Source organism: Chitinophaga filiformis (genome assembly GCF_023100805.1).
GTDB classification, from domain to species: domain Bacteria; phylum Bacteroidota; class Bacteroidia; order Chitinophagales; family Chitinophagaceae; genus Chitinophaga; species Chitinophaga filiformis_B.
Genome location: NZ_CP095855.1, coordinates 7,935,242 through 7,956,448, shown reverse-complemented (window position 1 = coordinate 7,956,448; position 21,207 = coordinate 7,935,242). Strand labels below are relative to the sequence as shown.

General features: G+C 47.5%; 16 protein-coding genes and 1 pseudogene. 9 read left to right on the top strand and 8 right to left on the bottom strand.

Going from position 1 to position 21,207, the window contains the following annotated elements:
* Nucleotides 1–66 precede the first annotated feature (66 nt).
* The 6 genes from MYF79_RS31105 to MYF79_RS31080 form a co-directional block, all read right to left on the bottom strand.
* Nucleotides 67–1,011 carry a TIGR01777 family oxidoreductase gene (locus tag MYF79_RS31105; RefSeq protein WP_247811710.1) on the bottom strand — a complete coding sequence of 315 codons (945 nt, stop codon included), beginning with the start codon at nucleotides 1,009–1,011 and terminating at the stop codon, nucleotides 67–69.
* 63 nt (nucleotides 1,012–1,074) lie between these two features.
* A complete protein-coding gene (locus tag MYF79_RS31100; RefSeq protein ID WP_247811709.1) occupies nucleotides 1,075–1,581 on the bottom strand; it encodes a GbsR/MarR family transcriptional regulator in 507 nt (168 codons plus the stop codon).
* Nucleotides 1,582–1,699: 118 nt separating this feature from the next.
* Entirely contained in the window at nucleotides 1,700–2,089 is a 390-nt protein-coding gene (locus MYF79_RS31095) for a VOC family protein (protein ID WP_247811708.1), read from the bottom strand.
* Nucleotides 2,090–2,263: 174 nt separating this feature from the next.
* On the bottom strand, nucleotides 2,264–3,904 hold the full coding sequence (locus MYF79_RS31090) for a pyruvate dehydrogenase complex dihydrolipoamide acetyltransferase (protein WP_199653375.1): 1,641 nt from the start codon (nucleotides 3,902–3,904) through the stop codon (nucleotides 2,264–2,266).
* Nucleotides 3,905–3,989: 85 nt separating this feature from the next.
* The gene (locus MYF79_RS31085; protein WP_247811707.1) at nucleotides 3,990–5,876 is read right to left on the bottom strand and encodes a DNA polymerase III subunit gamma/tau; all 1,887 of its coding nucleotides are present in this window, start codon (nucleotides 5,874–5,876) and stop codon (nucleotides 3,990–3,992) included.
* Between the two features lie 122 nt (nucleotides 5,877–5,998).
* Nucleotides 5,999–8,092 (bottom strand): M48 family metallopeptidase, encoded by a 2,094-nt coding sequence (locus MYF79_RS31080; RefSeq protein WP_247811706.1) that lies wholly within the window; start codon nucleotides 8,090–8,092, stop codon nucleotides 5,999–6,001.
* Between the two features lie 274 nt (nucleotides 8,093–8,366).
* Between MYF79_RS31080 and MYF79_RS31075 the strand changes: the two are divergent.
* Both MYF79_RS31075 and MYF79_RS31070 read left to right on the top strand, forming a co-directional pair.
* A pseudogene (locus MYF79_RS31075) lies at nucleotides 8,367–9,216 on the top strand (sensor histidine kinase); the annotation flags it as partial.
* Nucleotides 9,217–9,348: 132 nt separating this feature from the next.
* On the top strand, nucleotides 9,349–9,747 hold the full coding sequence (locus MYF79_RS31070; RefSeq protein ID WP_247811704.1) for a response regulator: 399 nt from the start codon (nucleotides 9,349–9,351) through the stop codon (nucleotides 9,745–9,747).
* 190 nt (nucleotides 9,748–9,937) lie between these two features.
* On the opposite strand, the gene MYF79_RS31065 is transcribed toward MYF79_RS31070, so the two are convergent.
* On the bottom strand, nucleotides 9,938–11,098 hold the full coding sequence (locus MYF79_RS31065; protein ID WP_247811703.1) for a hypothetical protein: 1,161 nt from the start codon (nucleotides 11,096–11,098) through the stop codon (nucleotides 9,938–9,940).
* Between the two features lie 205 nt (nucleotides 11,099–11,303).
* Between MYF79_RS31065 and MYF79_RS31060 the strand changes: the two genes are divergently transcribed.
* From MYF79_RS31060 to MYF79_RS31040, 5 genes are all read left to right on the top strand, one after another.
* A complete protein-coding gene (locus tag MYF79_RS31060; protein ID WP_247811702.1) occupies nucleotides 11,304–12,554 on the top strand; it encodes an efflux RND transporter periplasmic adaptor subunit in 1,251 nt (416 codons plus the stop codon).
* A 4-nt stretch (nucleotides 12,555–12,558) separates the two neighbouring features.
* A complete protein-coding gene (locus MYF79_RS31055; RefSeq protein WP_247811701.1) occupies nucleotides 12,559–13,908 on the top strand; it encodes an ABC transporter permease in 1,350 nt (449 codons plus the stop codon).
* Entirely contained in the window at nucleotides 13,901–15,376 is a 1,476-nt protein-coding gene (locus tag MYF79_RS31050) for a TolC family protein (protein WP_247811700.1), read from the top strand. The genes MYF79_RS31055 and MYF79_RS31050 overlap by 8 nt, the downstream gene beginning before the upstream one ends.
* Nucleotides 15,377–15,411: 35 nt before the next feature.
* Entirely contained in the window at nucleotides 15,412–16,014 is a 603-nt protein-coding gene (locus MYF79_RS31045; protein ID WP_247811699.1) for a hypothetical protein, read from the top strand.
* A gap of 819 nt (nucleotides 16,015–16,833) precedes the next feature.
* Nucleotides 16,834–17,340 (top strand): GNAT family N-acetyltransferase, encoded by a 507-nt coding sequence (locus tag MYF79_RS31040; RefSeq protein WP_247811698.1) that lies wholly within the window; start codon nucleotides 16,834–16,836, stop codon nucleotides 17,338–17,340.
* A 4-nt stretch (nucleotides 17,341–17,344) separates the two neighbouring features.
* Here MYF79_RS31040 and MYF79_RS31035 read toward each other — a convergent pair whose 3' ends face one another.
* Nucleotides 17,345–18,724, bottom strand: a complete 1,380-nt coding sequence (locus MYF79_RS31035; protein ID WP_247811697.1) for a DUF6600 domain-containing protein — start codon at nucleotides 18,722–18,724, stop codon at nucleotides 17,345–17,347.
* A 628-nt stretch (nucleotides 18,725–19,352) separates the two neighbouring features.
* On the opposite strand from MYF79_RS31035, the gene atpD reads away from it, so the two are divergent.
* Entirely contained in the window at nucleotides 19,353–20,855 is a 1,503-nt protein-coding gene (gene atpD, locus MYF79_RS31030) for a F0F1 ATP synthase subunit beta (RefSeq protein WP_247811696.1), read from the top strand.
* Between the two features lie 24 nt (nucleotides 20,856–20,879).
* A complete protein-coding gene (atpC, locus tag MYF79_RS31025) occupies nucleotides 20,880–21,131 on the top strand; it encodes an ATP synthase F1 subunit epsilon (RefSeq protein ID WP_110056069.1) in 252 nt (83 codons plus the stop codon).
* Nucleotides 21,132–21,207: the final 76 nt, after the last annotated feature.

The following is a 21,207-nucleotide window of genomic DNA, read 5'->3' as shown; positions in this document are numbered from 1 at the left end:
GTACCCACCAGGGTATAAACCCCGGCAGGCACTTTCTATTAAGAGCAAACATTAAACCATAATGATCTATATGAGGTGATACCGACGCCTTGGCAGTTGACCGATAATATTTTCCATGGCAGGCTGAAGTTCAGGATACTCAAAAACAAAACCTGCCTGCAGGGCGCGGGTGGGTAGCACCCAGCGACTTTTCAACAGCAGCTCAGTTTCGGTGCCAATAAGTCTGGCCCCGATATACAACATCCAGGTAAACGCAGGCAAGCCGAAAAGATGACCTGCCGCCTTCCGTAATGTTTTCATAAACTGCCGGTTGCTGACAGGATGAGGTGCGCTGCAATTAAATACACCATCCAGTTCCGGACGCTCATATAGCCATGCCATCATCCGGCATACATCATTGATATGTACCCAGCTGAATTGCTGCCTTCCGCTTCCCTGGTAGCCCCCCAGTCCAAATTTGATAAGATTGAGATATGGTGCTATAACCCCTCCCTGGTGACCCAGCGTTACGGCTATACGGAGAATGACCTTACGGGTACCCGGCGTCTTTTGCTCGTTAAAGACTGCTTCCCAGCGTTTGCATACCTGTACGGAAAAATCATTTTCCATCTCTCCCGTAAATTCATCCATAGGCCGGTCTTCTGCATGCCGGTAAATAGTGGCAGAGGCGGCATTGATCCACAATGCCGGCGGACGCTGTAAGGTTCGTATGGCAGCGCCCAGCACCGAAGTCGCATTTGTCCTGCTATCAAATATTGCCTGTTTATTTTCTTCCGTGTAGCGGCAGTTCACGCTTTTCCCGGCCAGGTTGACCAGCAGGTCGGCATTTTCAAGTTGTTCTGACCACGTGTCCAGGCTTCGGCCATCCCACTTTATATAGCTTACCCGGCCATGCCCGGCAACCGGATGACGGGTAAGAATAACAATGTCATTATCGCTACCAAAGTAGTCGATCATACCTGTGCCGATGAACCCTGTTCCTGCTGCAATGACTATTTTTTTATTTTTCATGGTATGCGGATTAATACTGTTTCTGAACTTTCAGTAAAAAGTGAAACATTTGGAGAAAAAATATTACTTGAATAATTTCATTAGCGTTCCATAGAACCAGCTTTCTTCCGCTTTCACGAAAGAGTTGATCACCTTGTCTGTCTGATGGGCGAACTTATTGATGCCCTGGATGGATTCTTTGAAGGCTTTTACGTGTTTATCTTTCGCATCTCCTTCCACTTCCTGCAATTGGTTCAGGGTCTTGAGAATAGGATCCAGCTCCCGGCGTTTCCGTTCCCTGGCAATTTCAGTGGCTACCTTCCAGATGTCCTTTTCGGCGGTAAAATATTCCTTCCTTTCCCCAGGGATCAATACACGTTCCACCAGCCCCCAGTTGATCAGTTCCCGCACGTTCATATTGGTATTGCCGCGGGAAATATTCAGTTCCGTCATAATATCTTCGGCACTCAGCGGATCTGGCATGATCATCAGCAGGGCATGGATCTGGGCCATAGTACGGTTAATGCCCCATTGGGCACCCAAAGATCCCCAGGTTTGTATAAACTGTGCTTTTGCTTCTGCCAATTTCATGTAATCCTCTTTTCGTTACCCCAAATGTAATGCTAAGTTATTGAACTTTCAAAAGAAAGTGAAAGAGGGTGAGGCTGGTTAGGAATGGGGTGTTTGTGTTTGTTGGTTTTCAGCTGTTTTATCGGCGGGAATGAAGGGCAACTCTGTTACCATCAGGATCAAAGAAGATGGCGAAATACCCCAGGTCCTGTAACTCAGATACGGGGCGTTTGTCCAGTTCTATCTTACCGCCTGCCGCCTCCACACGTTCCAGTACATCTGAGAGATCATCGCCGGCATGCAGGTAGATCAATGCGCCACGTTGGCTGGGAAAATATTCGGAGCCCTGAACAATGGCTCCGCCGATACCATGATTTTGTTTGTCGAATGGGAAAAATGCTGTCCTCTTCAGACCCAACTGTTCTTCCGGCATTTCATAGTTGAATATTTTGCTGTAAAATTTCCTTGCCCTGTCAAAATCATGTACAGGGATTTCGAACCAGCTTAACGCATTCTTAGGAATCTCCATTGATCATTTGTTGTTGGGGGCCACTTAAATTTAATCATTTAAATAGCAATTCCCAAATTCTGCTGCTGAATAACAGCGTGTTAAGAAGATAGGGAATGGATCCGTATGCGAACAAAAAAAGGCTGCGTCAACTTGACGCAGCCTTTCTCTTTATAGTTCGTTGTGATATTTACATTATACCAGCATTGTTACCGGATTTTCCAGGTAGCTTTTCAGCGTAGCCAGGAAACGTGCTCCTACAGCGCCATCCACACTACGGTGATCACAGCTGAGGGTCAGCTTCATGATGTTCACTACTTTGAACTGTCCTTTCTCGGAAACGACTGTTTCTTTAATACCACCAACAGCCAGGATTGCGGAATCCGGAGGGTTGATGATGGCAGTAAATTCGTCTATACCCATCATACCAAGGTTAGAGATAGTGAAGGTATTGCCGGAGAAATCCTGCGGCTGCAGTTTTTTGTTTTTGGCTTTGTCGTACAGTTCTTTCGCTTCACCAGCTATCTGGCTCAGGCTCTTCTGATCAGCAAAACGGATCACCGGAACGATCAGGCCATCTTCTATTGCTACAGCGGAACCGATATGTACATGGTGGTTCTGGCGGATGAAATCTCCCATCCAGCTGCTGTTAACATCAGGATGTTGACGCAGTGCCAGGGCAGAAGCCTTGATCACCATATCGTTGAAGGAGATCTTAACAGGAGACACTTCATTGATAGCTTTACGTGCTTCAATGGCTTTGTCCATATTGATATCTACTTTCAGGTAGAAGTGAGGAGCAGAGAATTTGCTTTCGCTCAGGCGTTTAGCAATTACCTTACGCATCTGGCTTAACTGAACGTCAGTGTAGCCTTCCTGACCTGCCGGAGTGAATGCAGCAGCTTTAGCGGCTGGAGCAGCACCTGGCTTGGTTGCAGCCGGAGCTGCGGATGGTACGTAGCTGTCAACATCTTTCTTCACGATCCTGCCACCGTCGCCGGAGCCGGTCACTTTGTTGATATCGATGCCTTTTTCTTCAGCCAGTTTTTTCGCCAGCGGAGATGCTTTTACACGTCCGTCTTTGCTTTCAGAAGCTTCAGGCGTTGCTGCCGGAGCCGCAGATGCAGCCGGAGTTGCTGCTGGTGCTGCCTGTGCAGCTGGTTTTGCACCACCTGCGCCCTCTGCTGCGAGGATCGCATCTACATTGGTGCCTTTTTTACCTACTATCGCGATGATGCCGTTTACTTTGGCGGCGTCGCCTTCTTTTACTCCTACATATAACAGTTCACCGTCGGCGTAACCGATCACTTCCATGGTAGCCTTATCGGTTTCTACCTCAGCCAGTACATCATCACTCTTCACGGTATCGCCTACTTTTTTGTTCCAGGCTACAATTTTACCTTCCGTCATCGTATCGCTCAACAACGGCATACGGATAACGGTTGCATTTTTCAGTGCTTCCGCAGCTGCTGCACTGTCAGCACTGCTGGCTGCCGGAGCCGGAGTTGCAGCTGGTGCTGCCTGCGCTGCAGGTTTAGCTTCCTGTGCCGCCTGGCCATTATTATTACCTCCACCGAGTAAAGATTTATAATCTTCACCTGGTTTTCCTACAATTGCTATGATCTCATTTACTTTAGCAGCCTTACCTTTCTCGACACCGATATATAATAGAGTACCTTCAACATAGCCCATTACTTCCATGGTGGCTTTATCTGTTTCCACCTCAGCAATTACGTCGTCTGCTTTTACGGTATCTCCTACCTTTTTATGCCATTCCGCGATCACCCCTTCAGTCATTGTGTCACTCAAAAGGGGCATTCTGATAACTTCTGCCATAGTATTTTTCCAAATTTTGCCCAAACCTACAAAAGAAATGCGAATTGTGAAAGTTAGATTACAGAAGATATTTCTGTAAACCCCTTTAAAAATCCAGTTCCATATTCAACTTATCTTTCAGTTCCTTCACCAGCGGATATTTTTCAGTCATCTTCTGGAACTGTTCCCGGCTGGAAAGCGGCGCGGGGCCAATATCCACCGTTTGCTGGCTCTCATCCAGCTGCAAGGTCAGCACGATAGCCGGGTTATGGAACTTTTCTTTGAAGAAAGCCGAAATTGAGAGCTTTTCTTCTTCCATGAAGCGGAATTGCACGATATTCCTGCTCACAATGGCTATTTCTTCAGGACCTGCCAGGTTAATAACAGCCAGCTGGAGATTGCTCACGACTGTCATTTTGTTAGCCTGCCTGAAAGTATTGATAAATTCTTCCCAGTATACATGAAGTGCCCCCAGGGTCATAGGAATTGCCTGGTGTACCGATTGCACCTGCTGTTTGGCAGCCAGTGCCTCCTTCATGGCGGCAAGGCCGGTCAGCTTGGGTTGAGGCCCTGCTGTCTGACCAGGCCTGGCGGCTGTAGCTGTTGCAGCTGTTGCAGGTGCTGTGGCGGGTTGCACTGCTGGCGCCTGCCGTTGCACGGGCTGTACAGGCTGGGCAGGTGTTTGTTGTATATGGTTGGCCGCCGGTGCCGGCGTTTCAATGGTCAGTCTTGCTTCATTGGCTGCTATGGAGCTGGTAGTGGCCGGCTGACCTGCCACCGGTTTAGGCCCCGGCGCTGCCTGTATAAAGGAAGACCGTAGCTTCTGTGGCACTGCACCATCAGCTACCAGTTTTTTTTTTACTACCTCTCCGGTTTGGTCATCGCTGACTAAGGTAACGGCCTGCTGAAGGAAGCATAGCTTGATCAGCGCCATTTCCACATGCAGCCTTTTGTTGCGGGCCATCCTGTAGTTGATCTCCGTTTCATTCAACAGGTGCAGCGCCGTGATCAGGTAAGACGGGCTTACCTTGCCGGACATCTGCTTGTACCTGTCTTTAAGATTACCGGATACTTCCACCAGGTGCAGCACCTTTTCTTCCTTGCTCATCAGCAGGTTACGGAGAAACTCCGCCCAGCCGTTCAGGAAATTATCTCCCTCGAAACCTTTCTGTAAGATCTCGTCAAATATTAACAGGGCAGTGGCAACATCCTGTTGCAGCACGGCATCCATCACTTTAAAGAAATAATCATAATCCAGGATGTTCAGGTGCTCCAGCGTGTTCTGGTAAGTCAGGTGCCCGCCGGTGAAGCTGACGATCTTGTCCAGCGTACTGAGTGAGTCACGCATACAACCATCCGTTTTCTGGGCTACCAGGTGCAGCGCATCAGATTCTGCCTGGATATGCTCTTTCTGGCAGATCTCCTGTAAATGCTCTACAGTATCCTGGATAGTGATGCGTTTAAAGTCAAAGATCTGACACCGGCTCAGGATAGTCGGAAGGATCTTGTGCTTTTCTGTGGTAGCCAGGATGAAAATGGCATAAGAAGGAGGCTCTTCCAGCGTTTTCAGGAACGCATTGAATGCGGAAGAACTGAGCATGTGTACCTCATCTATGATATAGATCTTGTATTTTCCTGCCTGAGGCGCGAAACGTACCTGCTCTACCAGCGTCCGGATATCATCTACCGAGTTGTTGGACGCAGCATCCAGTTCGTGGATATTGAAGGAACTTCCTTCATTGAAGGAGGTACAGGAATGACATTGATTACACGCTTCCCCATCAGGCTGCAGGTTTTCACAGTTGATTGTTTTGGCCAGTATACGGGCACAGGTTGTTTTACCCACACCTCTCGGACCGCAGAACAGGAAGGCATGTGCCAGCTGGTTGTTACGGATCGCATTTTTAAGGGTGGTAGTAATATGTGATTGTCCGACTACGGTTGAAAAATTCTGTGGACGGTATTTACGGGCTGAAACGATAAAATTCTCCATATATACAACGCATTCGCGAGGGCCGAAAGTACAGAAAATTGTCCATAGTCCCTAGCTGCTGTCCCATAGTTGATGGTAGCTGCCGGTATGGTAGTTACTTACATATTAAGAAAAGTAAATCATCAACGGGCAACAGACAATTCGCTGAAGTCAAGGCAATGGTAAAGAAAGTCTTTTTTCATCAGCACAATGCTGTTATTATAATGGTCTGATACGGCGGCGCTGATCTCGTGCATGGTTTCCAGTTCTTCCGGCGATGGCAGGTGTTCCCGCAGGTAAGGATACTGGTATTGAATAAAATGCGCCACTTTTTGCTGCAGGTCGGGTTCCCATTGGTCGCTGATATGGTGTTGGCATGAAAGATCCTGCAGCAGTTGTTGTAGTTGCGTTGCCTCATGCCGCAGTATCCGGAGGCGGTGATCTGTCCCTTCCCGTGAAATATTATGGCTGCTGTAAATGATTGGAATACTTTCCATTATCATCGCCGCTATTTCATTGAGTGCAGCGGCCTTGGTCTGATGGGAGAGAATACATTTGTACTGTTCCTCTAAATTAACGGCTGCCTCCTGCGTATGTTGCAGCGCAAAGGTATAGTGATAACGGAGGCAGAGCTGGTCGTGTTCCTGCAACCATTCCTTGTCCCTGGCAATCTGCTGCTGCAACTTATCCAGGATCTTCGGCGCTTCATGACTGCGGTATTGCACATTTCCATAAGTGAAATGCGCCACCTGTATCTCCCTGCTTATAATCGCCTGTAAGGTAGCGGCATCCTGGATATCCCGGAAGTAATGACGGATCCGTAGCCAGTGTTCTTTTGCATACAGGTTGGAAAGCGTATATAATATTTGTTCTTCCTCCGGGAAAGGCTCCAGTTTGCCGGAAGGAACATCAGAAAAAGGCCTGTCGTTGTAGTAGTTATTGTACTGGGCAGGAAAAGCATACTGCTCATGCGATGCTTCAATCTCCCTGATAAGATCTGCTGCAGTTTCCCACTGTCCCGGCCCGGCTTCCGGCGCCAGTACCTGGTAAACCTGTCGCGACATCTGCTCCTGTAAAGCTGCTGCATTATGAAACAGCGTCCATGCACTTTGGGGGATCGTCACACCGGGAATATCGGCGGCCAGGTAACGTTGTTCACGTTCTTCCTGCGTAGGATGCGATGCCCAGCGGTCGCGGAACTGCACCTGGCTTCTCACGGTGGTGCCGAATTGGTCGTCGTTGTACTGTGGCAATTGCTGGTGGTCCAGAGGGGTACTGTGCCGCTTCGCGTGATATTTTATGAGCATGCTGTGTGCTTCATAAATATTCCGGATGAACCGTTGTTGCTGTGCCCACGCCGATACTTTCTGCAATAGTTGCAGGAAACAGGCATTGCTCATTTCTGCCCGGCGCATCGCAGAGATGGCATTATCTGTTCCACAGATGGAAAGTGCTACTTCATCGGCATTAAATTCCATTTCACGGCTCAAACGCATATACTGCCGGTTGATCAGTTCATGCATATTCCGGAAAAGAAAATGCAGACCTGCCGCCAGTAACACAAACAGGCGGGATAAGAGAGCTGCCAGCAGGCCTTTGTTGGATAGCCATATAAGGGCGTTCCGCCAGCCTTTATTTTCATAGAGAATATTGTAAATGATCCTGTTGATCGTATATACGTGCAGCACCAGCTTCATACTGCGTTGGGAGAAATGCCCGAACTCGTGTGCCAGCACCATTTTAAATTCGCTGATATTAAGGCTGTTCACCATACCCAGCCCTATTACCAGGTTTTTGTCCGCTTCACCGAAAAGGCCTGCTATGCCGGGTGAGTGAAAGACCACTGCATTGACATCCGGTACGAGGTAGACTTTTTTGGGAAGAGCCGTTCTGGTCTGCTGTACAAGTTTGTGAATAAAATCAAACAACACAGGCTGTTCTTTTTCTGTAACGACAGTACGGTAGGGCACTTTGGTCTTTGGCCTGCTAAAGAGAAATAAAACAATGAAAGCTACCTGCAGAATACCCAGCACTATCAGCACAGCGCCCGACACCGACATAAATATGCCGGATATACCCATATAAGAAGCATACGCAATAAGCGTACTTCCGCTCCAGGTAAAAGCGGCGAGCAGCAGTAAAGAGCATAATAATAAAATGATATAGGTGACATAAAACAACAGGACGCCGCCTGTCATTCGTAGCACCTCTTGCTTAAAGTACGTACCTGACATCATATTGCGTGTAATTCACAATAGTTTTGGGAGCCTCCGCATTGGTTGTTGGACATAGTATTAACGCGTTATGGTGGAGCATATCAGCTCATGATAAATATACTCCTATTTTCTATGCCGGAACATAACACGAAAGGGAAATAATTTTCCATCTCACAGCTTTTGATTAAATTCGGTACATCAATGTAGCCTGTTAAAAGACCGGGTTTGGAAGAGTCAGCACTCTTAATTGCTTGTTAGTTTAACGCCAACTTGTTTCATCTTTTAATTGCATACGATGTATCTATCGCTTGCTCTTGGATTAATCCCATACATATTCTCCCTGTTCGTGATTGTAAATGCCCCATCAGTAAATGCCATCACTGTTCTGGCAGTTACCGGTGTCACCGATCTATCATTTTTACTGCCTTTGCTGTTATTCGTGTTAGTGATTGTTCTCTTGTATTATATCTGGCGTCTCCGGAAACATATCATACACATAAATCGTACCGGGAAAGAAATGACGAACTCCTGCCTGCATATGCTCAATAATATCAGCCAGGAAATACGTACACCTTTAAATGCTATTATTGGGTTTAGCGAACAGCTGTCTTATACAGCGCTTGACTGTAATCAGCGGGAACTGCTGGAGACCGTTGAAAATGCAGCCGGTATGCTCATGCAGATACAACTGGATATCCAGGAGCTCGGCTGGTTACAGAAAGGAGAACTGCATCTTGATACTTATCCGTTTTCACCTTATAAAATATTTGAAACTGTTACGGCGAAATTGTCTTCCGTAGCTCGCAACAAACACCTGGAGTTTGAAGCGATCTGTGAGGGAGAAGGGCAACTGGAGGTAAGCGGCGATGGCCGGCGCCTGAGCCGTATACTTACCTGCCTCGTGGAAAATGCGGTTAAATATACCGATACCGGTAGCGTACACTGCCATATGCAACTGCAGGAACAGTACGCGGGAATCGTGAAGGTAAATATAAAGGTAAGGGATACCGGTAGTGGCATCACACCGGAAAGGCTGCCCTTTATATTCGGGCAATATATGTACAACAGTGGCCCCTGCAGCAGGCGCCCTGCACGGCGCGGGACTGGGACTGGCGCTCGTCCGGGACCTGGTAGCATTACACAATGGGCAGATCACTGTAGAAAGCATACCGGGAAGAGGCAGCTGTTTTTCCTGCTCTCTCAGTTATCAGCGCGTGCCTCAACCACAAACCATGGTCGTGACCCAGCGGGAACTTGCACAAGCAACCGGCCAGTTTATGAAAGACCGGTACATACTTGTGGCTGATGATCAGGAAATGAACCTGGCTCTCATGGCAAAGATCCTGACCCGCTGGCAGTGCAGGTTTGATAAAGCGCCGGACGGGGTTGCTGCCTATGAATTATTTGTATGCAATAATTACGATATGGTGCTGCTGGATCTCCAGATGCCCCGTATGACTGGAGTGGAGGTGGTGAAAAGAATACGGGAAGATAAGGAACCCGCCAAAGCACAGATACCTGTACTGGCACTGACGGCAGATACTACTATGCCCGGTAACCAGGCATTCATCGATGCCGGCTTTGATGATTACCTGTTAAAACCTTTCCGGGAAAAAGAGATATACAACGTCATGATCCGGCATCTCCGTCCCGTTCATGTTAACGTTCCCCACTAAAGAAATGCCTGTATTCCTGTATATCTCTACAGGCTTCTCATCCATCATTACCGGCGCTTTTGATAGTCACCTGTCAGCGCCATGTTGTTCACCCTGGTACGACCTGCGGGATGCGCATGGCAACCAAACGTAAATAGGTTCAGCCGGCGGCGTATGTGGTGTACGCCCGGAAATATATTATGCAACCTATTTAAAGAATAGGGTGGCGTTGGAATTCTTTTGTCCTGTCAAAAAGATAGCGGTAAGTAATGAGCTTACGGCTGGGTTGAGTACCCAGGCTTTCTGCAATATTCAGCATCTTGGGATTGAAGTCGCCGATCCATTGTAGTTCATACTGCTCATAGGATAGTGTTTTCTGTATCACTTTGGCGCCCTCCACGATCATAAAGGCATCTACTCCTTTACCCTGGAACTCAGGCACCACGCCGAATACGATCCCGGTGAATTTCTTACATTTCTTCATCAGCTTCATGTACAGGAACTGTAGTTTCTGGAACGGACCGAATTTCCCGTTCATATGTTTGAAGAACTGGTTCAGTTCCGGTAAGTTCAGCCAGCAGGCAATAGGTTCATTGTTGTGGTATGCAAACCAGACGATCTTTTCATCCATAGCGGCAGCCATCTGTTTGAAGATGTTCAGCGCCTGCTGTTTGGTAATATCCTTACCGCCTTCATGCCTGGCCCAGGCCTTATTATATACTACGGTAAAGTCCTCCGCATATTTTGGCAGGTTCTTTTTGCTGATGTATTCCGCGTGAAAAGCCGGATCTTTTGCTATAGCGGCATGCCGTGAAAAGAATTTTTCCTGCAGCTGCGTATCTACACCCATGGAATAACAGATCTGGTTGAAGAATGGCAGGAAGCCATATGTTTCCATCAGTTCTCTATAGTAAGGCGGATTGAAGTTCATGCCGTATAGCGGCTCATAGAATCCTTCTACCAGTAATCCCCACCAACGGTCGCGCTCCCCGAAATTGATAGGCCCGTCCATTGCTTCCATGCCTCTCTCTCTCAGCCACTCGCGGGCAGTGTCAAACAGCAGGTTGGCAGCTGCCTGGTCGTTGATGCAGTCAAAGAAACCAACACCGCCGGTTGGTTGTTTATCTCCCTTGGTTTTGTACCTTTTATTTACAAAGGCAGCAATACGGCCTATCAGTTTACCCTTACTATCCTTCAGGATCCAGCGTATGCACTCTCCCTGCCTGAAAGCCTTGTTCTTTTCCGGATCGAATACCTGCTCGATATCTTTATCCAGGGGACGTATCCACTCAGGAATATGTTTATTCAGGGCTACATGTGTATCAATAAACTGCTTGGCTGTCTTTTTATTATTTACGATCACCAGTTCCATAGGGAGCGAATTTGAGGTGCAAAAATAGTGTTTAAAGTCGATAGTCGATAGTGTAGCGGAAATGGGACTCATAACTCCGTTATCCGTCGATAATAGTTGCTGATGCAGGTACTTTTAACATTTATTTTTCAAATGGACGATTACTTTTATAACGTGTCTGTAGCAAAATAGTGTCCCGGCCTTTCATAATCCATTTACCCAACTTATGTTAAAAAAGAGAAGGTGGCTGCTGCCAGCCATTGTTATTCCTATCATTGCGATCTGTTATTTTCTGTTTTCTGGTAAAGCTGCCGACAGCAGTATTACTGCCAAGGTACGTAAAGGTAACTTCCGTGACGTTGTAGCCAGTTCAGGAGAACTGGAGGCGGAAAATACTGTCTATGTCTCTGCACCTGCCGATCTGCAGGCCAATCAGATCTATGATGAGATCAAGATACAGGATATGGTGGCTGAGGGTTCCCATGTAAAAGAAGGTGATTATATCGCTACACTGGATCCAACGTTGGTGAATAAACGCATCAGCGATGGGCAGCTATCCTTCGAAAAGTCGAATTCAGCAGTCACCCAAACGGCACTGGATACAGCACTTACTTTAAGGGAGGCTCGTGATCAGATGACTAATCTTCAATTCCAGATGGAACAGAAAAAACTGGCCCTGGAACTGAGTAAGTACGAGCCTCCCGCTACCATCCGGCAGGCAGAGATAGACCTTGAAAAGGCGCAGCGTGACCTGGTACAGATGAAAGATAACTACAAGATCAAACAGCAACAGGCTGCTACAAAAATGATCCAGGCACGCCGTGAAGCCGATGAATTCGGCCGGCAGATAGCAAGGCTGGAAGAACTGAAAAGCCGCTTTATTATTAAGGCGCCAAAGAACGGACTATTGGTGTACATCAATGACTGGGCCAGTGGAGGCAAGAAGAAGACCGGCTCAGTGGTGCGCTCCTGGGATCCCCGCGTGGCCATGCTTCCCGATCTCTCCAGCATGTTGTCCAAGGTGTATATCAATGAAGTTGACATCAGTAAAATACACCAGTCGCAGAAGGTGACCATGGGACTGGATGCATTCCCTGAAGTGAAGATGGAGGGTATCGTGAAGACGGTCGCCAACATCGGTGAGACCCGTCCCGGCGCTACGGCGAAGGTGTTTGAAGTAAATATCAAACTTAATAAAGTGGATTCCATTCTCAAGCCTGGAATGACCACCTCCAACCATATCCTGATCAGTGAATTGCCAGGCAAGCTGATCATCCCGCTGGAAGCGGTTTTTGCCAGCGGTAAAACAAGTTATGTCTATAAGAGCAAATCAGGTAACATCTCCAAACAGCAGGTAGTGCTGGGCAAATCCAATGATGAAGAAGTGATCGTTGAAAAAGGACTGGCAGAAGGAGATATTGTTTATCTCTCTGAACCGGCATCAGCAAAAGACATGAAAATAACGATATTAAAATAATGTGATGCTGGACCGTAATTTCAACAACCTATATATCGCCCTGGATTCCCTCGGTGCAAACCGGCTGCGTTCTTTCCTGACAGCATTGGGCATTATTTTCGGCGTGGCGGCTGTCATTGCCATGCTGGCCATCGGCAGGGGCGCACAGGCGGAAATCCTTGAGCAGATGAAGCTTGTAGGTGTGAATAACATTGTGATCAAACCCAAGGCAGAAGAGAAAAAGGAAGAAGAACAACAAAAGGAATCAGACGAAAAATCAGGAGCTAAAGCTGCCACCACAAAGAACCGTTTCTCCAAAGGTCTGAGCCTCGCAGATGCAGAGAGCATCCGCCGCATTATTCCCACCGTGGCTGCCATCAGTCCGGAGATGATACAGGAACAGGACATCATCTACGGTAGTAAAAGCAGTAAACTGAAAGTAGTGGGAGTGGAGCCGGCCTTCTTTGATATCAACAATATTAAGATTGGCGAAGGCACCATCTTCAATGAGCATCAACGCATTGCCGGCGAAGGCGTATGTATCATTGGCAGTGATGTGAAACGGAAGTTCTTCATCTCAGAAGATCCGCTGGGAAAAACTATAAAATGCGGCACACAGTGGCTGAAGATCATTGGCGTTACAGAAGAAAAAACGATCAGCAAAGCAACTAAAGATAATCTCGGTATCAGGGATTATAACCTGGATATCTACATACCTATTCAGACATCGCTCATCCGTTACAAGAACCCTTCCTTGTACCTGGGGGCGGGCGACAACGGAATGTTTTTCGGGAGAAGTAACGAGGCTCCCCAGAACAAGATCTTTCATCAGCTGGATGAACTGGTCATACAGGTACATGCGGCGGAATCATTGTCAGAATCGGCGACTATCATCAGCCGTATGCTGCGACGCAGGCACAACGATGTACTGGATTTTGAGATCACTATCCCCGAGCAGTTGCTCAAGCAACAGCAGAAGACCAAAGATGTATTCAACATTGTGCTGAGTGCCATTGCCGGTATCTCACTCCTGGTAGGAGGTATTGGTATCATGAATATCATGCTGGCTTCTGTACTGGAACGTACGCGCGAAATAGGTATCCGCCTCGCATTGGGTGCACAGAAGAAGGATATTGTTATGCAATTCCTGTTCGAGTCAGTACTGATCAGTCTTACAGGGGGCGTGATAGGTGTGATACTGGGCGTTTCAGGCGCCTACCTGGTGGATAAGCTGGCCGACATCCATACCATTGTTTCCGGCATTTCCATTTTCCTGTCCTTCGTGCTGGCATCTGCCGTAGGTCTCATCTTTGGTATTTCACCTGCCCGTAAGGCTGCACATAAGAACCCGATTGAATGTTTGCGACATGATTAAAATACCTATTCTGTTTACCTTTTGCGGACTATTCACCTGTACTGTTACCTGCGCCCAGCAAACACTGTCCTTACAGGGTGTTGTACAACAGGCGCAGCAACAATCGCCCTCTTACTATAAAGCCCGCAGCAGTGCGCTGAACAGCCTTTATGCTTTCCGGTATTATGTAGCGGGGCGTCGCCCGCAACTGAGATTGCAGGCCACCAATAGTAGCAGCTTTCTGGGAAACATAGAGAGTATCCGTCAGCCGGATGGTACCTATGCCTTCAGCCGCAGCTCCTATTCATTTACGTTCACCAGCCTGATAGCGGAACAGGTGGTCCCCTTTACCGGCGGATTACTATCCGTTGCCACCAACCTGCAACGCAATGACGTATTTGACCCCACTTCAGGTATCAGCTACCTGTCTACGCCTTTTTCCGTCAACTATTCACAGCCGATGCTGCTGTATAACCCATATCGTTGGGACGCCCGCATACAGCCATTGCTATATGAAGAGTCGAAAAAGCAATACGTAGAGGCACTGGAGAAAACAGGTCTGGAAGCATCCGGGTATTTTTTTGATGCATTGATGGCACAACAACAGGAGCTGATCCTGCAGCAGAATGTAGCCAATACAGATACCTTATACCGGATCTCCAAAGGACGTTTTGAGCTGGGAAAGATTGCAGAGAATGAATTGCTGCAGATAGAACTGAACTTGCTCAATGCCCGCAATAACCTGGAACAGGCTACCCTGAGCAAAGAGATTGCCTACCGCCAGCTGACGCAATTCCTTTCGCTGCCTAAGGGCAGCACTGTGCAGGTGGCACTACCCGATACGGTGCCTTCATTACAGATACCGCTCGACGTTGCCCAACGCGAAGCACAGGATAACCGTCAGGCAGTGCTGGCCTTCCGGCGGCAACGCCTGCAGGCAGAACAGGAGGTGGCAGAGGCCAGGGGCAACAACAGCTATCAGCTGAACCTTTCCGCCAACTTCGGGCAGGCCCGGCAGGGAACCAGCATTAAAAACGCATATGGCGGCGGTAATTTGCAACAGAACCAGTTATTGAGTGTCGGCATCTCCATACCGATTATCGACTGGGGAAAGGCCCGTAACAGGGTCAGACAGGCTAAAGCGAACCAGGAACTGATAGAGGTCGACATCCAGCAGCAGGAGCGCAATTTCGAGCAGGAGATCTACCTGCAAACACAGCAATTCAACATTCAGCAGAAGTTGCTTCAAAGTGCTGCCAAAGCTGATACGATTGCACGACAGCGTTATGAGATCACCAAGCAGCGCTACTATATCGGTAAAATATCCATCACCGACCTTAATCTCGCACAACAGGAAAAAGACCTGGCGAATCAGAACTACATAAATGCACTGCGTTCTTTCTGGACGTCTTATTACACTGTGCGGTTGCTCACGCTGTATGACTTTGAAAAGTCGCAGAAGATAAAATATGAGTTCGCTGAAAGATGAGGCCGACTTGGCATTATTTTTTCTACTCGCTTGATATGAAGCGACATGCAGGTTATACCGTTGTAATTATCTTCCTGATAATTTTTCTTGTATTGAGTTATTCCAGGCAGCAGAAACGTGTGAAGCAGGTGCTATCAGAAAATGAGCGGCTGATAAATGAGAACCGCGATCTGAGACATTCGCTGGACGTTAATGGTCAGACTGCGCGGCAGATTGCTGCCAGGAGTGAGATACGTGTGCGTTCTGAGGGCCAGTTTGTTGAACGGCGGACTTATTACCGGCGGAACTGGAAGCAGTTCATAGCTGTCACTACAAGTGACTACCGTACGGGTTTCCTTGGAGGTATCAAGGATCTGCAGATTATTGTGCGGAATCAGTCTGAGTATTCGCTGGATAATGTAGTGGTAGCGGTGCAATACATGAAGGGGAATGGTGATATCTTCAAAACGGAGGAGTATACCATCAATGACGTACCTGCAAAAGGTACAAAATCCGTACAGGCGTCTTCCAGTCGGAAAGGGCAGAAGGTCGGGTTAAAGTTGCTCAGTATTACCAGTCAGCCGATGAACTTCTGTTGGGCTGCGAACAAGCCGGCGCCTCCTGGCGATCCTGATCCTTACTTGTGTACGCCACAGTGATGGCTGTTAGACGAATCAGTTGCTTTGTAAGCCACCTTTTTCCAGGGCTGTTGATACTGCTGCGATGCCAGTATGGGCCAGCGGGCTGTACCCCTTTACGAGCACTAAATATTAAGCATTATCAATCGTGTGGGCTTTGTAATTTCTATTTAACTCCCATCAATCGTATAAGGGCTCTCCAAGGGCTAATGCCCGCTGGCTCCATCTGGCTCGCAGCTGCTTTCTGGCGGCTACCTGCCTGACTGTGTTTGCTCCTACTGCTCTTTTAATGATAATTGTCTTTATTGTTCAGGTTTGTTGATCATGTTTCCTTCCCGTTTGGGCGATCTTGTTCCAGATTGTATTTGTCCCGAAATGCACGTTTTATCCTACCGAAAACCTCCCATATGAATTGTAATTAAACCGAATCATATTTGTTATCAGACACTTACAAAGTAGTTATTTCAAATAATTCTTGTAAAGCTCGTGCTATAGCGTGTTTTCGGAGATAACCCATATATAACCCATATATAAGCCATATATAACCCATATATAACCCATATTTAACCCATATCTAAGAAGTATGGGTTATATATGGGTTATATATGGCTTCTATATGGATTGAAAATGAGTTGTAGTAAGCAAAAAGACGAAACAACAGCCTGCTGTTATGCCGGACAAGTTGCTTTTGGGCAATAGCAAGGCCTGCAGGTATGTCCGCTTAAGATCACTACAGGACATGCATAGCACCTGATATAAAACAGGCAACCGCACTGATCTGCGTCAGCCTGCTAGCGGATTACTTAAATTATCTTTGCCCTGATGTTAACAATTCAGAATTTGAAATCACCGGTAACCATTCCCGGGTATGTTGCAGCATTGTACGAACAGGCATTCCCACCTGAAGAAAGACGGAATTTAACCGCGCAGCAGGAGTTACTGAACAACGGCGCTTTACGGCTGGCAATATTGGAAAATAACGATGTATTCGCAGGTTTTGTATTCTACTGGGAGCTGACAGACTTTGTGTTTATTGAACATTTCGCCATCTCACCCGAACAACGTGGCAGTGGAATAGGCAGCGGTGTAATACGGCTCCTGGAACAGGAACATCCCCATATGGTGCTGGAAGTAGAACCACCGCATTCTGATGATGCCATCAGGCGTATCCGGTTTTATGAAGGGCTTGGGTTCAAAACATATGCATTCCCCTATCTGCAGCCGCCGTACCAGGCGGGAGGAACACCTCTCCCGATGCTCCTGATGCAGAAAGGTATGCCCCCGGAGGAGCATACCTTTACAAAAATCAATAGTGAAATCTATCTTGAGGTTTATGGCTGCCTGTGATTGATCAGTTGCCGCCCCTGTTAGCCCGCTCACCACCACGTGAAGGCATTGCTGAACGCTCAGGAGCCTGTGGCCTTGGTTGTGCTTGCATCTGCGGCCTTGGTTGCGCCTGCATTTGCGGACGAGGCTGCGGCTGCATTTCCTGACGAGGTTGTGGCATCGGCTGACGTGGCTGTTCCTGCGGCTGCGGACGCTGCATTTGCGGCTGGGCCGGTCTTACAGCTGGGCCGGGAGCCGGAGTCGGCGTCATTGGACGGGACTCTGGCCTGTTGAAACGATCAGGCCTCGGACTGTAATTGTTGGCCGGATTGGCAGATGGAGCAGGCGTAGGCCTGTTAACCGGTGCAGACGGACGATTGTCGTCGTGCCTGTCAAACTCCGGCCGCATCGGGCGACTTTCAATTGTTCTGCCGGGAGCATTGTTGTTGGGTACATCCGGACGATTAATATTATTCCTGTCTATCGTTCTGCCGGGCTGATTATAATCAGGACGGCCATCGTTGTTCCTGTCTGGAATGTTATCCGGACGACCATCATTGTTCCGGTCCACACGTACTGTTCTGCCAGGAGTTGAAGGCCTGTCAAAACCACTCCGGTCATTGTTGTCGCGGCCATTGGTAAATGCACCTGAACGGCTTGGCTGACGCAACGCAGCCGGCTGCGGGCGGTACATCCTTACTTCACCACGATCTACAGTAGCACGGCCGGGACGGTTGTCGCTAACCACACGTACCGGACGGATCTCGTTACGGGTATAACGTTCAACATCACGGGTGGCAGGACCACGATAATATGTGCGATTGTTAATGATAGTAGTATTGTTGATGATGGTAGTATTATTATAAATATTCACGCGTCTGCCTCTATCCACATAGTACCTGTTTACATAAGGACTGGTGATGTACTGACAAGGCACGAAAGACCAATATCCCACAGGGATATTAAAACTTACGCCTATGGTCATACCCGGGCCTAAAGGTGCCCATCCGTAATAATCAGGGCTGTTCCTCCAGCTTACCCATGCCGGTCCCCATTCGGTACCCGGTATCCACATCCAGCCATAAGCATCATCGAATGTCCAGCGTCCATAATGGAAAGGAGCCCATCCCCAGTCATAGTCCGACATCCATGTCCATCCATAGTCGGTATACACCCAGTGACCAGCGGTGGAGTAGGGCATGAAGTCGGGTCCGGCGTTAGGTATCCATACCTGTCCGTAACTACCATAGGTAGTCCAGCGACCGTAAGGACTTAAGGCATCATAGAAGCCTGATATAGAAACCTGTGCCTGCTGTGGCGGCATGGTGGTGGCGCAGGAAACACCAGTCACAGCCATCGAAACAGCAATTACAGAGAGCGTTATATATTGTTTTATGTTTTTCATATCTGATTGTTTTAAAAAGGGTGTGGCAACTTATAATTTGTTCCAAAACAAGATCTGTATAGCGATTTAGTTCTACACGAAGGCTATAAATTTTAATTGTGAACGAATGCGTGGTATATTAACAGTTGATCAATTGTTACAGCTGAAAGCTGGCCTGAGCATCTCTTTAAGTTGATGGAACGGTGTCAGATATTAGCTTGACTCAAATAAATCAATATCTATGCCTGATTCTTTAAACTGTCTGCCATAGCGGGTTTGCTCAGTTTGGTAGCGCAGCTTTTTAGCAAAATATTCACAAAAAGCGTTAAAAAAATGTTAGACAGCGAAAGTGCTGAAAGCGCGGAGTACTAACGATTGATGACTATTTCTAATATCAGGAATTGCTTATAATAAAAAAAGATTATCTATTCAGAAGGAGGCAACTTGTATAAGGTAAAAACGCTATCTTGCGTTTCACATTCTTCGCCTGATACATTAAGAACTAATTGACTTACAATTGATAATTAAGTTCGATGGGCAATCGTCCATGGGATGCTTTACTATTTTTTGAATTTCCCCTATTAACAATTACCTTTGCGCCAAATTTAATAAACCGCTCATTTTAAGCATTTATAAACCTCTTAAAAATATGCCTAACACAGGTAAGATCAAGCAAATTATCGGTCCCGTGGTTGACGTCCACTTTGATGGAAAGTTGCCCGAAATCTACAACGCACTGGAAATTACCCGCGAAAATGGTCAGAAGGTAGTGCTGGAAGTACAGCAGCATCTTGGTGAAGACAGCGTTCGTTGCGTGGCAATGGACTCTACAGACGGTTTTGTGAGGGGTATGGCTGTTATCGACAAGGGTACTCCCATTAAAATGCCAGTGGGCGATGGCATCAAAGGTCGCTTGTTCAACGTGGTAGGTGAGGCTATTGATGGCTTGGGTGATGTTGACAGCAGCAATGGTTATCCTATTCACCGTAAGCCGCCTAAATTCGAAGATCTGGCAACAGATACTGAAGTACTGTTCACCGGTATTAAAGTGATCGACCTGATCGAGCCTTATGCAAAGGGTGGTAAAATTGGTCTGTTTGGTGGTGCAGGTGTGGGTAAAACCGTACTGATCCAGGAACTGATCAACAATATCGCGAAAGGTTACGAAGGTCTGTCCGTATTCGCAGGCGTAGGAGAGCGTACACGTGAAGGTAATGACCTGATGCGTGAAATGATTGAAGCAGGTATCGTAAAATATGGCGGGAAATTCCTGGAGTCCATGGAACATGGCGGATGGGATCTCGCTGCAGTAGACAAGGAAGAACTGAAGAAATCACAGGCTACCTTCATCTTCGGTCAGATGAACGAACCACCGGGAGCACGTGCACGTGTGGCATTATCTGGTCTGACCATGGCAGAATATTTCCGTGATGGAGATGGTACTGCAGGTGGCGGTAAAGATATCCTCTTCTTCGTTGATAACATCTTCCGTTTTACTCAGGCAGGTTCTGAAGTATCCGCGCTGTTAGGTCGTATGCCTTCTGCGGTGGGTTACCAGCCTACGCTGGCAACTGAAATGGGTCTGATGCAGGAGCGTATCACTTCTACCAAGAATGGTTCCATCACTTCCGTACAGGCTGTTTATGTACCTGCGGATGACTTGACTGACCCTGCTCCGGCTACTACATTCGCCCACCTGGATGCTACCACCGTATTGGATCGTAAGATTTCCGACTTAGGTATCTATCCTGCCGTGAGCCCGCTGGATTCAACTTCCCGTATCCTTAGCCCGGCTATCGTTGGAGAAGCTCACTATAACTGTGCACAGAGAGTGAAAATGATCCTTCAGCGATATAAAGAACTGCAGGACATTATCGCCATCCTCGGTATGGATGAATTGAGCGATGAAGATAAACTGACAGTATCCCGTGCACGTCGTGTACAGCGTTTCCTGTCTCAGCCTTTCCACGTAGCGGAACAGTTCACTGGTCTGAAGGGTGTACTGGTACCGATCGAAGAAACAATCCGTGGTTTCAACATGATCATGGATGGTGAAGTAGATGAGTATCCTGAAGCAGCATTCAACCTGGTAGGTAACATCGACGCAGCTATCGAGAAAGGTAAGAAACTGCTGGAAGCAGCTAAGAACTAATATTTTTCACCCTTAACTTTTAATATGTTATTAGAAGTATTAACACCTGAAAGAAAACTGTATTCCGGCGAAGTGTATGGTGTACAGCTGCCAGGCATTGACGGTCTCTTCGAAGTGCTGGACAGGCACGCTCCGTTGATCGCTGCCCTGGGCAAAGGCAGGATGAAGGTGCTGAAAGATAAGTCACAGAGCGAATTCTATAACATAGAAGGAGGTTTTGTAGAAGTATACAGAAATAAAGCTACTGTGCTTGTAGAAGGTGCAGAAGTGAAGTAAATAGTTGAATGGTCAGACATCAAAAGATCAGGAATTAACGCAAGCATTTTGACGATAATTCCTGATCACTGATCAG

Coding starts and splice junctions, on each gene's coding strand:
- MYF79_RS31090 (WP_199653375.1), bottom strand. CDS start 3,904: ATGGCAGAAGTTATCAGAATGCCCCTTTTGAGTGACACAATGACTGAA.
- MYF79_RS31085 (WP_247811707.1), bottom strand. CDS start 5,876: ATGGAGAATTTTATCGTTTCAGCCCGTAAATACCGTCCACAGAATTTT.
- MYF79_RS31045 (WP_247811699.1), top strand. CDS start 15,412: ATGAAGCGACATGCAGGTTATACCGTTGTAATTATCTTCCTGATAATT.
- MYF79_RS31050 (WP_247811700.1), top strand. CDS start 13,901: ATGATTAAAATACCTATTCTGTTTACCTTTTGCGGACTATTCACCTGT.
- MYF79_RS31035 (WP_247811697.1), bottom strand. CDS start 18,724: ATGAAAAACATAAAACAATATATAACGCTCTCTGTAATTGCTGTTTCG.
- MYF79_RS31070 (WP_247811704.1), top strand. CDS start 9,349: ATGAAAGACCGGTACATACTTGTGGCTGATGATCAGGAAATGAACCTG.
- MYF79_RS31065 (WP_247811703.1), bottom strand. CDS start 11,098: ATGGAACTGGTGATCGTAAATAATAAAAAGACAGCCAAGCAGTTTATT.
- atpD (WP_247811696.1), top strand. CDS start 19,353: ATGCCTAACACAGGTAAGATCAAGCAAATTATCGGTCCCGTGGTTGAC.
- atpC (WP_110056069.1), top strand. CDS start 20,880: ATGTTATTAGAAGTATTAACACCTGAAAGAAAACTGTATTCCGGCGAA.
- MYF79_RS31095 (WP_247811708.1), bottom strand. CDS start 2,089: ATGGAGATTCCTAAGAATGCGTTAAGCTGGTTCGAAATCCCTGTACAT.
- MYF79_RS31100 (WP_247811709.1), bottom strand. CDS start 1,581: ATGAAATTGGCAGAAGCAAAAGCACAGTTTATACAAACCTGGGGATCT.
- MYF79_RS31080 (WP_247811706.1), bottom strand. CDS start 8,092: ATGATGTCAGGTACGTACTTTAAGCAAGAGGTGCTACGAATGACAGGC.
- MYF79_RS31060 (WP_247811702.1), top strand. CDS start 11,304: ATGTTAAAAAAGAGAAGGTGGCTGCTGCCAGCCATTGTTATTCCTATC.
- MYF79_RS31105 (WP_247811710.1), bottom strand. CDS start 1,011: ATGAAAAATAAAAAAATAGTCATTGCAGCAGGAACAGGGTTCATCGGC.
- MYF79_RS31055 (WP_247811701.1), top strand. CDS start 12,559: ATGCTGGACCGTAATTTCAACAACCTATATATCGCCCTGGATTCCCTC.